This is a genomic window from Pseudomonas sp. 09C 129, assembly GCF_002843625.1.
Taxonomy (GTDB): Bacteria; Pseudomonadota; Gammaproteobacteria; order Pseudomonadales; family Pseudomonadaceae; genus Aquipseudomonas; species Aquipseudomonas chlororaphis.
Window position 1 is genome coordinate 5051333 of sequence record NZ_CP025261.1, and the last position, 16012, is coordinate 5067344.

Annotated in this window: 2 protein-coding genes; one reads left to right on the forward strand and one right to left on the reverse strand. The window is 64.6% G+C overall.

Annotated features, from left to right (window positions below; translation table 11 throughout):
* The first annotated feature begins 63 nt into the window (after nt 1-63).
* Nucleotides 64-2538 (forward strand): TonB-dependent receptor, encoded by a 2475-nt coding sequence (locus CXQ81_RS22520; RefSeq protein WP_101338604.1) that lies wholly within the window; start codon nt 64-66, stop codon nt 2536-2538.
* Between the two features lie 288 nt (nt 2539-2826).
* On the opposite strand, the gene CXQ81_RS22525 is transcribed toward CXQ81_RS22520, so the two are convergent.
* Nucleotides 2827-16008, reverse strand: coding sequence for a non-ribosomal peptide synthetase (locus CXQ81_RS22525; protein WP_101338605.1), 13182 nt, complete (start codon nt 16006-16008; stop codon nt 2827-2829).
* Between the last annotated feature and the right edge of the window lie 4 nt (nt 16009-16012).

Below are 16012 nucleotides of genomic sequence, written 5' to 3' on the forward strand. Positions count from 1 at the left end.
ACAGACAGAACTGAGAATTACTAGCATTAACAATCATTACATCTGCCGGACTTCTAAGAGCACATGAGCATGCCCGCACAACATCGACTGACTCCTCTGGCCAAAGCCCTCCTTTGCCAGGCGTTCTCGCCGAGAATGGCTTCGCGCACCCTGGGCCTGGCCCTGACCCTGCCCTTGATGGCGCAGGTCCAGGCCCAGGAAGTCCATTTCAACATCGCTTCGCAATCCATGGCGTCGGCCCTGCAGGAGTTCGGGCGCCAGGCCAACCTGCAAGTGCTGTACAGCCCTGACGATGTGCAAGGCAAGCGCAGCAACGCGCTCACCGGCAGCTATTCGGCGGAGCGGGCCATCGCGGTGCTGCTCAATGGCACGGGGGTCGCCTATTCCCTCAAGGGCAACTCGGTGACCATTCTCAACCGTGCTTCCACAGGCTCGCTGGAACTGGGGGCCAGCACCATCACCGCCCAGGGCCTGGGCATGACCACCGAGGACACCGGCTCCTACACCACCGGGGCCATGCAGACCGCCAGCAAGCTAGCCCTGACGGCCCGGGAAACGCCGCAATCGGTCACGGTCATCACCCGCCAGCGCATGGATGACCAGAACATGAAAACCCTGGAGGACGTGCTCAAGAGCACCCCGGGGATTTCCGTGACCAAGGACGGTCCGCAGCGGCCGACCTTCTACTCCCGCGGCTTTACCATCGAAAACCTGATGACCGATGGCCTGCCCAATGACCTGACCCACTACCTCAGCCGGGATATGAACTCCACCCCCGACATGGCGATCTTCGACCGGGTGGAAGTGGTGCGTGGCGCCACCGGCATGATGCAGGGGGCCGGCAGCCCTTCGGCGGCGGTCAACATGGTGCGCAAGCGCCCGACCGCCACCCCGCGGGTCACCGTCACCGGCAGCGCCGGCAGCTGGGACAACTACCGCACCGAATTCGACGCCTCCAATGCCTTGAACGACAGTGGCACCCTGCGTGGGCGGATAGTCACCGCCTACCAGACCAAGGACAGCTTCCAGGATTTCACCAGCTCCGAGCGCTCGGTGTTCTATGGCATCACCGAGGCCGACCTGAACGAAGACACCACCTTCACCTTCGGCATCTCCAACCAGAACGCCAATAACAATACTGCCTGGGGCGGCCTGCCCGTGGCCAAGGACGGCAGCGACCTGCACCTCAAGCGCTCCACTTACCTGGGCAGCGACTGGGAGTACTGGGACCAGGACAACACCACCGCGTTCACCCGCCTGGAGTACCGCTTCGCCAACAACTGGAAAATGCTCCTGGCCGCCAGCAGGAGCTGGTCCGACCTGAGCATGCTCGGCTCCATCCCGGAGCGCATGGGCCCCGACTACAATGAGTTCGGCCAGAACATCGGCCGGTACGACTACAAGGACAAGCAAAGCAGCTACGACGGTTATGTCACCGGGCCGTTCTCGCTGTTCGGCCGTACCCATGAACTGGTGGTGGGCGCCAGCAAGCGCGAACTGACGTTCAACGGCAAGGGCTTGCCCATCGACCTGGAGACCCATACCGACCTGAACAACCCCAGCGGCATTCCCAAGCCGGACATGAGCGCCAACCCCTGGACGCAGCACCGCACCAGCGAGCTGGAAGGCACCTATGTCACCACGCGCCTGAACCTCACCGATGACCTCAAGCTGATCCTCGGCGGCCGCCTGGACTGGTACAAATACGACGTCACCACCGCCTGGAACGGCAGGCCGTATGCCTCCAGCCTGCCCAACAAGGTAACGCGGCACCTGACCCGCTACGCCGGGGCGATCTATGACCTGGACGAACATCACTCGGTCTATGTCAGCTACACCGACATCTTCAAGCCGCAGACCGAACTCGACACCTCCAACAACGCCCTCAAGCCCATCGAAGGCAAGAACTACGAACTGGGTATCAAGGGCGAGTACTTCGACGGCAGCCTGAATGCCAGCGCGGCGATCTTCCGCATCGACCAGGAAAACCGCGCCAAGGAAGTGAGCCCCAACCAGTGCACCCCGGCAGGCACCACCTGCTATGAAGCCGCCGGCGAAGTCCGCAGCCAAGGTATCGAGCTGGAAATCAACGGATCCCTGGCCCCGGGCTGGGAACTGGGGGCCGGCTACACCTACGCCTCAGTCAAATACACCAAGGACTCCAACCCAGACAACAAGGGTCGCCTGTACGACACCGATATCCCGCGCCATGTGTTCAAGGCCTTCACCACCTACCAGCTGCCCGGCGATCTCAATCGCTGGACCATCGGTGGCGGCGTGTATCGGCAGAACACCATCTACAACCAGGGCACCAACTTCTATGACACGACGAGCAAATTCCGCATCGAACAAGAGGCCTACACCCTGGTCGACCTGATGACCAGCTACAAAGCCTCGGAGCATGTCGATATCCGCCTGAACATCAATAACGTTTTCGACAAGAAGTACTATCAGAGCATCGGCACCAACACGGTCTATGGCATCAACCAGTATGGCGATCCGCGCAATGCCATGGTGACGGTACGCTGGTCGCTTTGAGCCCCGCTTGAACCCCGCTGCCCGCCCTGCCCGGCCCACCGGCTGACCCAGGGCTCCCCCCAGGATGACCGCGCTCATCCTGGGCTTCCCTCCCCGCCTCGCTCCCCTTCCCGCTCGACCGAGCCACACCTCATCCGCTGTTGCAGCGGCCGCCGAATGCCTGTGCGCCTATCGCCGAGCCCACCCCAGGTGCCGGAAGTCATCTGCACCCGCGGGGCGGCCGCAAACTCAGCAGAACGCAATGAAAAAGGCCCGGATCATCGCTGATCCGGGCCTTTGGCGTGGCACTTAACGCTGAGCCAGAAAGCGCTCCCTGAGGCTGTCGAGCAAGGCAGGCGACCCGATCATGTCTTCATGGCAAGACTCGACCCTGAACGAACTGCCTGGACGCTGACCTCCCGCCAGGGCACTGATGGCCTCCTCCAGCCGCATGACCCGGGCCTCGCTGTAGTCCGCGGACCACCACAGATGCGGGCTGACCCGCAGCGGTCGGTAGCTATAGGCGGCAAACAGACGACGCAGGTCGTTGAACACCGTGTTCACCAGCGCACTGTCGAACTCGGCCTTGAACAGCGTCACCGCCCGGTCCAGCTCCGCGCGCGGCAGGTCGGTATGGGCGACCATCCAGGCAAAGATGCTGTCCCAGGACAGTTGCGCCTCGTCTCTCAAGCGGCTGCCAATCAGCCCGGCCTGTGCCGGATAGAGCAGGCTCAGCTGGTCGATCACGGCCCGCCATTCGGACTCGGCGGCCAATGTTGCGGCAGGTACCTGCAGCTCGACCTGCTGATGCGCGGCATCCTCGGGCGGGGTTGGGTCGAACAGTCCGAGGAAGCTGACCTCTTCGCCCATGGCCTCCAGTTCGCTGGCGGCGTCCATGGCGATGGAACCGCCCAGGGACCAACCCAGCAAACGATAAGGGCCGTGCGGCTGGACCTTCCTGATATTGCCGACATAACGCTGCACCATGGCCTGCCATGAGGTTTCGCTCCAGTCCTCCTGCAGATAGGCCTCGTTCAGCACCCCGTAGACCGCATAACGGTCCTTGAGCCGCGCCGCCAGCGAGAGGTAGCAATAGACGGTCCCGCCCGCCGGGTGGAAGCAGAAAACCGGCTGCCCGGTTCCGCCCAGCGCGACGATGTTGTCAGCCTTGGACGCCTGGCGCGTGGTCGCGAACCGGGCCATTTGCTGCACATCGGGCGAGGTGAAGACGGTGTTGAGGCTCAACTCCAGCCCCAAGGCCTGCCTGATCTCACTGACCAGTCGCAAGGCATCCAGCGAATGGCCGCCCAGTTCGAAGAAGTTGTCGGTCAGGCCGACCCGGTCCAGTTTCAGTACATCGGCCCAGATCGCCGCGAGTTGTTGCTCCAGCTCGGTTTGCGGCGCGACATAGGCCTGTTGCACCTGGCTGGCATCGGCTTTGGGCAGGGCCTTGCGGTCCAGCTTGCCGTTCGGCGTCAGTGGCAAGGCCTCAAGGAACAACAGATAAGCCGGCACCATGTAGTCCGGCAGGTTGTCCTTGAGCCGCGCCTTGATGACCTCACGCAGGTTGGCCTGGCGCGCCACATCGAGCGCTACCTCGGCATCGGCCGGCACGATGTACGCCACCAGTTGCTGGCCACCTTCGCCGTCCTGCGCCAGGACAAAGGCTTCGCGTACCGCCTCCTGTTGCACCAGTCGCGCTTCGATCTCGCCCAGCTCGATGCGGAAACCGCGCACCTTGACCTGATGGTCGATACGCCCGATGTACTCGATCACCCCGTCGTCGCGATAACGCGTCAGATCGCCCGTGCGATACAGGCGACCGCCGTCCGTGGCGAACGGATTGGGCACGTACTTCTCGGCGGTCAGCGCCGGGCGGGCCAGGTAACCCCGGGTGACCCCAGCACCGGCCAGGTAGAGTTCTGCCGCGCTACCCGCCGGCACCGCTTGCAGGTCCGCGCCGAGGATGTAGCCCTGGGTGTTGCTGATCACCCGGCCGATATTGGCCCGACCGCCTTTTTCCCGACGGGTATAGGTCGAGTAAGTGGTGTCTTCCGACGGCCCATACAGGTCATAGACGTGCTGCAACCCCGGGTTCTCATAAAGCTTGTCGACCAGGCTCTGCTTCAGCGGTTCGCCGGCCAGGTTGATGATGCGTACGCCATCCGGAATCTGCCCGCCACGCTGCAGAGCGGCAATGGCCGACGGCACGCTATTGATCAGGCGCACCTGGTCGCGCGCCGGCAGCTCAGGCAATTCCAGGGCATTACGGGCCAGGACGATATAACCGCCAGCGGACAGGGTAACGAACAGCTCCCACACCGACAGGTCGAAACAGATCGAGGTCGAAGCCAAGACCCCTTGCAGATCCGCCGGGCTGTAGACCTGCAGCGACCAGTCGATCAGCGCCAGCACGTTGCGGTGAGCGATGGCCACGCCCTTGGGCAGGCCGGTCGAACCCGAGGTGTAGATCACATAGGCCAGGTTATCCGGGGTCGCCACCGCCTGTGGATTCTCCGCGGAGTACCCATCGAGCCAGCCAGCGTCGGCATCCAGTTGCAGGGTTCGCACGGACTCAAGGGTCGGCAGGACTTCCAACAATGCGCTCTCGGTCAACAGAATCTGCGCCTGGCTGTCGTGCAGCATATGAGCCAGGCGATCCTGCGGATAATCCGGGTCCAGCGGCACATAGGCCGCGCCGGCTTTCAGCACCGCCAGCAAGGCCACGACCATTTGCGTCGAGCGTTGCAAGGCCACGCCGACGCGCACCTCAGGCCCGACGCCCAGTTCGATCAGCTTGTGCGCCAGGCGGTTGGCCCGGGCATTCAATGCCTGATAGCTGACGCGTTGCTCACCGAAGATCAGTGCCTGGGCATCCGGGGTTTTAACCGCTTGAGCCTGGATCAGCTCATGCACACAGCACTCGCTCGGGAAATCGCTGGCCGGCGGATTCCATTCATGGAGGATCCGCGACTGCTCGGCGGCCCCCAGCAACGGCAACTCGCCCAGGGACTGTTGCGCGTCGAGCATGATGCCCAGCAGCAGGTTTTCCAGGTACTCGCCCAACCGGGTCATGGCCGCCGGGGAGAACGACGCCAGGGCGTATTTGAACTCCAGGGACAGGCTTTCACCCACGCCCACCAGCAAGGTCAGCGGGTAGTTGGTCTGCTCAAAGTTGCCCACGCTACCGAAGCGCAATTGTCCTGGCGCGCCCTGCTCCAGGGCTTGCGAGACGGGGTAGTTCTCGAACACCAGGATATTGTCGAACAGGGCTTCGCCACCCAGGCCGGCCCAGCGCTGCACTTCATACAGCGGCGTATGTTCATAGTCACGCAAGGCCAGGTTGTGGCGTTGCACCGCTTGCAGCCAGTCGCGCGCCGTCATGTCCGGACGTGGCGTGGCCACCACGGGCAAGGTGTTGATAAACAGACCGATCTGCTGCTCCACGCCTTTGAGTTCCGCGGGACGCCCGGACACCGTGGCGCCAAACGCTACCGTGTCCTGCCCGGTGCAGCGTTGCAGCAACAGCAGCCAGGCGGCTTGCACCAGGGTGTTGACCGTGACCTTCTGCTGGCGGGCGAACTCGCCCAGGCGTCGGGTCTGCTGCGCATCCAGGCTGTGCAGATGGGTGGCATGGCCGCTGGCGCTCAACCCCTGCGCAGCCGCCACCATGGACTGGGCCAGGCGGGTCGGCTCGTCCAGGGCCACCAGTTGCTCTTTCCAGAAACGCTCGCCGGCCTGGGCATCCTGACGCTGCAGCCAAGCGATGTAATCGCGGTAGCGACCGGGCACATGGCCCGGCAACTGACCGGCATAACGTTGCAACACCTCGCCGAGCAGCTGCGAGTTGCTCCAGCCATCCATCAGGATGTGGTGGTTGGTGTAGATCAGGTGATAACGCTGGTCGTCGATCCGTACCAGGGTCAGGCGCAGCAACGGCGCAGCGCTGAGCTCGAAACCGCGCTGACGCTCGGCATCGGCCAGAGTATCCAGGGCCTCTTGCTGTTGAGGTTGGCCCCGCCAGTCATGCTCGACACAGTCCAGCACGATCTGCTTGTGCACGACTTGAACCGGCGTCGATAGCTCGCCTTGCCAGATAAAGCCGCTGCGCAAAATGTCGTGGCGATCGATGGCATCCTGCCAGGCCTGCTGGAAGCGCCGCGGGTCGAGCCCGTCCACGTCGACCCGCAGCTGGTTGATGTAGTCGCCCGCGGCCTGCTCGTACAGGGTGTGGAACAGCATGCCCTGCTGCATCGGCGACAGCGGGTAGAGGTCCTCGATCTGCGCCACCGGCACGGGCAAGCGATCCAGTTGCTGCTGGCTCAGGCCCGCCAGCGGGAAGTCCGACGGCGTCACGCCACGGTGGTCGGGCTGGCTGCAATGCTCGATCAGCGCCCTGAGCTCCTCGGCGTACTCATCCGCCAGGCGCTGGATGGTCGCTGGCTCGAACATCGCCTGGCTGAAGCTCCAGCCCAGGCTCAGCTCGCCGCCATAGACCTGGCCGTTGAGGGTCAGCCAGTTGCCCAGGGGTGCCTGCGGGCTCTGGTCCTCACCCTTGGCTTCACGGGCCGGCGTGAACAGCGCCTGCTCTTCAGCGAAACTGGCATCGAACTGGCCCAGGTAGTTGAAGGTGATGCGCGGTACCGCCAGGGCCGCGAGGGTTGCCTGGGCATTGGCATCCCCCAGGTAACGCAGGGCGCCGAAGCCGATGCCCTTGTTCGGCACGGCGCGCAGTTGCTCCTTGATCTGCTTGATCGAGTCGGCCAGGGCCGCCTGCGGCGTCAGCTTGACCGGGAACACGCTGGTGAACCAACCCACGGTGCGGCTCAGGTCGATGTTGTCGAACAGCTCTTCGCGGCCATGGCCTTCCAGTTGCACCAGGGCGTTGGCCTCGCCGGTCCAGCGGGTGATGACCCGCGCCAATGCCGTCAGCAACAGGTCGTTGATCTGGGTGCGATAGGCCGCCGGGGCATCCTGCAGCAGGCGCTGGGTATCGCGCTTGTTCAGCCGGGTATCGACACTGCGCGCGTGCTGGTTCTGCAGCCCGTCGCTGGCGTGATCCCAGGGCAGGCTCGAGTCGACGCCTTGCAACTGTGCCTGCCAGTAACCCAGCTCCTGTTGCAGGGCCGCGCTGCTGGCATAAGCCTGCAACTGCCCGGCCCAGGCTTGGGTCGAACTGGACTTGGCCGGCAGCGGCCGGTTGCCCAGCAACGCCTGCAGGTCTTCCAGGAGGATCCGCCAGGACACCCCATCCACCACCAGGTGATGGAAGATCAGCAGCAAGCGCTGGCTCTGGTCAGCCAGGGTAAAGAGCACGGCACGCAGCAGCGGGCCGTCCTGCAGGTTCAGGCTGCGCTGGGCGCGCTCACTGAATTGCTGCAACTCCTGGTCGTTGGCCACGCTGGCCTGCCACAGCAGTTGCGCCTGCTCGTCGAACTCGGCGAACGCTGCGCTCCAGCCCCCCTCGCCCTCGACAAACCGCAGGCGCAAGGCGTCGTGCTGCACCGTCAGCGCCTGCAAGGCCGTCTCCAGGACAGCCGCTTGTACAGGCTGGGCCGGCTTGAGCAACACCGACTGGTTCCAGTGCTGGCGCTCCGGCACCGGGGTGTCGAAGAACCACTGCTGGATCGGCAGCAGCGCCGTGCTGCCACGCACCGGGCCCTGGTCGATCTGCAAGCCGCCCTCGCCCTGCTCCGCCACCGTGGCCAGTCCTTGCACCGTCTGGTGCTGGAACAGGTCTTTCGGGGTGAAACGGATACCGGCCTGCCGCGCGCGGCTGACCACCTGGATCGAGATGATCGAGTCGCCGCCCAGCTCGAAGAAGTTGTCGGTGACGCCCACCTGTTCCAGCTTCAGCACATCGGCCCAGATCACCGCGATCTGTTGCTCCAGGTCGTTTTGCGGCGCCACATAGGTCTGCTGCATCAACTGTGCATCGACCTTGGGCAATGACTTGCGGTCCAGTTTGCCGTTCGGTGTCAGCGGCAGCGCTTCGAGGAACAGCAGGTAGGTGGGCACCATGTAGTCCGGCAGGTTTTCCCGCAGGCGGGCCTTGATGCTCTCGCGCAACTGCGCCTGACGCTCGTTGCTCAACGCCACGTCGGCATCCACCGGCACGATATAGCCCACCAGCTGCTGGCCGCTCGGCCCGGGCTGGGCGATCACCGCCACTTCCAGTACCGGCTCCTGTTCCAGCAGCCGTGCCTCGATTTCACCCAGTTCGATACGGAAGCCGCGCACCTTGACCTGATGGTCGACACGACCGACGTATTCCACCAGACCGTCGGTGCGGTAGCGGGTCAGGTCACCACTGCGATACAGCCGCGCCCCATTGGTGCTGTAAGGATCGGGAATAAAACGCTCGGCCGTCAGGCCCGGACGGTCCAGGTAACCCCGGGCCACACCGAGGCCGCCCAGGTACAACTCGCCCGCCACGCCCACCGGCAACAGATTGAGGTTGGCATCGGCCACGTAGGCGCTGCGGTTACCGACGATATTGCCGATTGGCGCGTAGGCCGCATCACAGGGATCACCGACACGAGCCTTCCAGATCAGTGGAGTGACCACCGTCTCGGTCGGGCCATAACCATTGAAAATGTATTTCGGCCGCAGCACCCGCCAGGCCAGGTCGTAGCTGGCCTGGGGCACTGCGTCGCCGCCGAAGCAATAGACCCGCACCGCCGGCGGATTGCCGTCGCGTTCGGCGTGCACCGCCAGTTGTTGCAGGTACACCGGTGGGAACACGCCCACGGTGACACCGTAGCGATGCATCTGTTCGTAGGTGTATTCCGGCGACCACAGGCTGTCGTCGCGGATCAATACGCTGGCGCCGTAGATCAGCGGGTGCATCCAGCCTTCATGGGAACCGTCGAAAGCGAAGGACATAAAGTGCAGCTCGCAGTCCGCCGGGCTCATTTCATAACGCTCGCCGGTGGCCAGGCTGTGCATCGCCAGCGGGCCATGGGACACCGCCACGCCCTTGGGCAAGCCGGTGGAGCCGGAGGTGTAGATCACATAGGCGAGGTTTTCTTCGGCCAGATCCACTTGGGGTGCACTGGCGGGGTAGCCGGCAAAATCGGCCGCGCCTTCGACGCTGAGGGTCGGCAGTCCTTCAGGAATCGGCAAACGATCCAGCAGATGGCTCTGGGTCAACAGCAGCCACGCGCCACTGTCCTGCATCATGTAGCGCAGGCGGTCCTGGGGGTACTCGATGTCCAGCGGCACATAAACTCCGCCCGCCTTGAGCACCGCCAGGAAGGCCACCATGATTTCCGCGCAACGCGGCATGGCGATGGCCACCCGCACTTCCGGGCCGACGCCCAGCTCGATCAGCTTGTGCGCCAGCTGGTTGGCCTGAATGTCCAGCTCGCGATAGCTCAGGCGCTGCTCGGCGAACAACACCGCCGGCGCCTCCGGCGCCCTGGCCGCCTGGTCGGCGAACAGTTGGTGGACAAAGCGGTTGGTCGGATAGACCACATCAGTGTGATCCCAGTCCTGGCGGATGCCGCGCTGTTCTTCCAGGGTCAACAATGGCAACTCGCCCAGGCCCGTCCGCGGATGCGCCATCAGGCTCAGCAACAGGCTCTGCAAGTGCCCGCCCAACTGCACCATCGAAGCCTCGGAGAACGACTCGCGGGCGTAGATGAATTCGAACGACAGGCTCTCGCCCAGATTGACCGCGACCGTCAGCGGGTAGTTGGTCTGCTCATGGTTGCCCACCGTGCCGAACTGCAGTTGTGCCGGCGCGCCTTTTTCCAGGGCCTCGGACACCGGGTAGTTCTCGAACACCAGGATGTTGTCGAACAGCGCATCGCCACCCAGCCCGGCCCAACGCTGCACTTCGTACAGCGGCGTGTATTCATAGTCGCGCAGCGCCAGGTTGCGGCTCTGCACCGCCTGCAGCCATTGGCTCACGGTCATGTCCGGACGTGGCGTGGCCACCACCGGCAAGGTGTTGATGAACAGGCCCACTTGCTGCTCGATGCCCTTGAGCTCCGCCGGACGCCCCGCCACCGTGGCGCCGAACACCACGCTTTCCTGGCCGGTGCAACGCTGCAGCAACAGCAGCCAGGCCGCTTGCACCAGGGTATTGATGGTGACCTTCTGCTGGCGGGCAAATTCGCCAAGGCGCGCCGTCTGCGCCAGGTCCAGCTCGCGATGGTGCTTGCCGTGACCGGTGCCGGCCGGAATGTCCGCGACCCGGGACAGCGCCTGGGTCAGGCGGGTCGGTTCGTCCAGCGCCTGCAATTGTTCTTTCCAGAAGCTTTCACAGGCCTGGGCATCCTGGCGTTGCAGCCAACCGATGTAATCCCGGTAGCGACCGGGCGCATGGTTCGGCGCCTGGCCGGCATAACGCTGCAGCACTTCGCCGAGCAACTGCGAGTTGCTCCAGCCGTCCATCAGGATGTGATGGTTGGTGTAGATCAGGTGATGACGCTGGTCGTCGATACGCACCAGGGTCAGGCGCAGCAAAGGCACCGCATCCAGCTCGAAGCCACGCTGGCGCTCGGCGGCGGCCAGGGCGTCCAGGGCTTCCTGCGGCTGTGGCTGGCCACGCCAGTCGTGCTCGCTGCACTCCAGGGCGATGTGCTTGTGCACCACCTGCAGCGGTGTCGACACCTCGCCCTGCCAGATAAAGCCGGTGCGCAGGATGTCGTGCCGATCGATGGCCGCCTGCCAGGCCTGCTGGAAGCGCCGCGGATCGAGCCCGTCCACGTCCACCCGCAGCTGGTTGATGTAGTCGCCCGCGGCCTGCTCGTACAGGGTGTGGAACAGCATGCCCTGCTGCATCGGCGACAGTGGGTAAAGGTCTTCGACCTGGGCCAGCGCCACCGGCAAGCGGTCCAGCTGCTGCTGGTCCAGGCCGGCCAGCGGGAAGTCCGAGGGCGTCGCGCCGCCCTGGCCCGGCTCGCAGCAATGCTCCACCAGGGCCTTGAGTTCCTCGGCATAGTCGTCCGCCAGGCGCTGGATGGTCGCGGCGTCGAACATCTGCGTGCTGAAGGTCCAGCTCAGGCTCAGCTCGCCGCCATAGACCTGGCCATCCAGGCTCAGCCAGTTGCTCAGCGGGGCCAGCGGGCTCTGGTCTTCGCCCTTGGCTTCACCGGTTGGCTTGAACAGGGAATCCTGCTCGTCGAAGCTGCCGTCGAACTGCCCCAGGTAGTTGAAGGTGATGCGCGGTACGGCCAGGGCCGCCAGGGCCTGCCGGGCCGCCTCGTCCCCCAGGTAACGCAGGGCGCCAAAGCCGATGCCCTTGTTCGGCACGGCGCGCAGCTGTTCCTTGATCTGCTTGATCGAGTCGGCCAGGGCCGCCTGCGGCGTCAGCTTGACCGGGAACATGCTGGTGAACCAACCCACGGTGCGGGTCAGGTCCTGGTCATCGAACAGCTCTTCGCGACCGTGGCCTTCCAGTTGCACCAGGGCGCTGGCCTCGCCGCTCCAGCGGGTGATGACCCGGGCCAGGGCCGTGAGCAGCAGGTCGTTGATCTGCGTGCGGTAGGCCGCCGGGGCGTCCTGCAACAGGCGCTGGGTATGGGCCTTGTCCAGGCGCGAACTCAGGCTGCTGGCGTGCTGGTTCTGCAACGCGGTCACGGGGCGATCCAGCGGCAGGCTCGACTCGACGCCTTGCAACTGGGCCTGCCAGTACTTGAGTTCCTGTTGCAGCGCCGCGCCTTGGGCATAGGCCTGCATATGCTCGGCCCAGGCCTGGGTCGAGCTGGTCTTGGCCGGCAATGCCAGGGATTGATCGGCGCTCAGTTGCGCGTGGGCCAGTTGCAGATCCTCCAGCAGGATCCGCCAGGACACCCCGTCCACCACCAGGTGATGGATCACCAGCAACAGGCGCTGGCTGCCGTCCGCCAGGCTGAACAGCACGGCCCGCAGCAGCGGTCCGTCCTGCAAGTTCAGGCTGCGCTGCGCCTCGATCGCCGACTGCTCCATGGCCTGGGCGCTATCCACCGCGATCTGCCAGAGCAGCTCCGGCCGCTGGCTGGCATCGGCAAAACGCGCCGACCAGCCATTAGCCTCCTGGCTGAACTGCAAGCGCAGGGCGTCATGCTGCACCCACAGCGCCTGCAAGGCGTTTTCCACCACCTCGGCGCGCAACGGCTGGGCCGGCTTGAGCAGTACCGACTGGTTCCAGTGATGGCGCTCGCTCATGGGCGCCTCGAAGAACCACTGCTGCACCGGCAACAGCGCCGTGCTGCCGCGTACCGGCCCCTGGTCGATCTGCACCCCACCCTCGCCCTGCTCGGCCACCGCCGCCAGACCTTGTACCGTCTGGTACTGGAACAGGTCCCGCGGGGTGAAGCGAATACCGGCCTGGCGCGCGCGGCTGACCACCTGGATCGAGATGATCGAGTCGCCGCCCAGCTCGAAGAAGTTATCGGTGACCCCCACCTGTTCCAGCTTCAACACATCGGCCCAGATCGCCGCGATCCGTTGCTCCAGCTGGCTTTGCGGTGCCACATAGACCTGTTGCAGCTGCTGCGCGTCGACCTTGGGCAGGGCCTTGCGGTCGAGCTTGCCGTTCGGCGTCAGCGGCAACGCCTCGAGGAACAGCAGGTACGTCGGCACCATGTAGTCCGGCAGATGTTCTTTCAGGGCGGTCTTGATGCTTTCGCGCAGGGCCAGTTGCGCGTCACCGGCAACCGCCGCCCCGGCATCGCTCGGCACGATATAGGCCACCAGTTGCTGGCCGTTTTCACCGTCATGGGCCAGGACGAAGGCCTCGCGCACCGCCGCCTGCTGCACCAGCCGCGCTTCGATTTCCCCCAGCTCGATACGGAAACCGCGGATCTTTACCTGATGGTCGATACGGCCGATGTACTCGATCACTCCATCGGCGCGATAACGGGTCAGGTCGCCGGTGCGGTACAGGCGGCCGCCGTCGTTGGAGAATGGATTGGGCACGAACTTCTCGGCGGTCAGCCCGGGGCGCGCCAGGTAACCACGGGTCACCCCGGCTCCGGCCAGGTACAACTCGCCAGCACTGCCCACCGGCACCGGTTGCAAATCAGGGCTCACGATATAGCTCTGGGTATTGCTGATGGCCCGGCCGATATTGGCCTGGCCGCCGGCCTCGCGGCGGGTGTAGGTCGAGTAGGTGGTGTCTTCCGAAGGGCCGTACAGGTCGTAGACATGCACCAGCCCCGGCTGCTGGTAGAGGCTATCCACCAGCGCCTGTTTCAGCGGCTCGCCCGCCAGGTTGATGATCCGCACGCTGGGCGGAATCTGCCCGCTGCGCTGCAGCGCGGCAATCGCCGACGGCACGGTGTTGATCAGCCGTACCCGGTCGCGGTCCGCCAGTTCCGGCAGTTCCAGGGCGTTGCGCGCCAGGACGATGGAGCCGCCGCTGGACAGGGTCACGAACAGCTCCCACACCGACAGGTCGAAGCAGATCGAGGTCGAGGCCAGCACCCCTTGCAGGTCGTCGGCTGAGTACACCCGGCTGGACCAGTCGATCAGCGCCAGCACGTTGCGATGGGCAATCGCCACGCCCTTGGGCAAACCGGTGGAACCGGAGGTGTAGATCACATAGGCCAGGTTGGCCGCGGTCGCTCGCGGCGCCGGATTGTCGGTCGAGTAAGCGTCCAGCCAGCCCGGTTGCGCGTCCAGTTGCAAGGTCTGCAGGGTGTCCACCGCAGGTAGCACGCTAAGCAATGCGCTTTCGGTCAGCAGAATCTGTGCCTGGCTGTCGCGCAGCATATGGGCCAGGCGATCCTGTGGATAATCCGGGTCCAGCGGCACATAGGCACCGCCGGCCTTGAGCACCGCCAACAGGGCCACGACCATTTCCGGGGTGCGCTGCATGGCCACGCCGACCCGGACCTCGGGCCCCACACCCAGCTCGATCAGCTTGTGCGCCAGACGGTTGGCCCGGGCATTGAGTTCCCGGTAGCTCAGGCTTTGCCCGGCAAACAGAAGAGCTTCTGCCTCGGGGGCCTTCCGTGCCTGGGCTTCCACTAACTGCTGCACACAGCCATCGCTGGGGAATTCACCGGTGGCCGGGGCCCACTCGTGCAGCAGCTGGTTCTGCTCGGCAGCGCCCAGCAGCGGCAGGTCCCCCAGGCGTTGCCGGGGTTGCTGGACAATGCCCTGCAGCAACTGCACCCAGGACTGGGCCAGGCGCTCGATGGTCGAGGGTTCGAACAGGTCGGTGGCGTAGGTCAGCGAAGCCCACAGGCCATCCTCGGACTCGAAGGTGTCCAGGGTCAGGTCGAACTGCGCGGCGCGCCCCTGCCAGCTCAGGGTCTCGATGCTGAGGTCGTCCAGGCGCTGGCTCTGCGCGCCCTTCTTGACCGCGGTCTGATGGTTGAACATCACCTGGAACAGCGGACTGTGGCTCAGGCTGCGCTCGGGGCGCAGGGCCTCCACCAGCTGTTCGAACGGCAGGTCCTGATGGGACTGCGCCATCAAGGCGGTCTGCTTGACCTGTTGCAGGAAGTCAATGAAGCCCAGCTGGCCATCGACCTCGGCCTTGAACACCTGGGTGTTGACGAAGAAGCCGATCAGGCGTTCGGTCTCGACCCGGTTGCGGTTGGCGGTGGGCACGCCAACGCGGATATCCGTCTGGCCGCTGTAGCGGTGCAGCAGCACCTGGAACGAGGCCAGCAACAGCATGAACAGGGTCGCCCCTTCACGCTGCGCCAGTTGCTTGAGGCCGACCCGCAGTTCATCTCCCAGCGGGATGTCGAACAGAGCACCGCGATAGCTCTGGATCGCCGGGCGCGAATGGTCCAGGGGCAGCATCAGCAGCGGCTGTTCCCCGCCCAGTTGCTGCAGCCAGTAGCCCAGCTGCCGTTCACGCTCGCCGGCGTCCATCCACTGCCGTTGCCAGTTGGCATAGTCGGCGTATTGGATCGGCAGGGCCGGCAGGTTGACCGTGCGTCCCTGGCGGTAGCCGGCATAGAGCTGGATCAGCTCATCGACCATCACCCCCATCGACCAGCCATCGGAGACGATATGGTGCTGGGTCAGGACCAGCACATGTTCGTCCGCCGTCACTCGCAACAGGCTGGCTCGCAGCAGCGGGCCGTTACGCAGGTCGAAGGGAGGCTGGCGCTTGCTGTCGGTCAGGGCGTTGACCTGTTCCTCATAAGACAGGCCGCCGGCTTGCAGATCGATGACCTCGATGTCCAGCGGCGCCGGTGGATGAACCACCTGCACCGCGATGCCATCTTCTTCGCAAAAGGTAGTACGCAGGGTTTCATGCCGGGCAATCAGGCTGTCGAACCCATGGCGCAGCGCGTCGAGGTCCAGTTCTCCGGTCAAGCGCAACGCCGTGGTGATGTGGTAGGCGCTGCTGTCGGGCTCCAGTTGCCAAAGGAACCATTGGCTTTCCTGGGTATAGGAGAGAACCGGCGCCTCATCGGCGCCGCGGCTGCAGATAGGAGCGATACCAAAAAGGTTGATGCCCTTTTCTTTAAGCAAAATCGCCAGGGCTTTTCTTTCTTTGGCAGAAAGCGTGCCTACCGAGTCGATTAAAGCTTGCATGTAC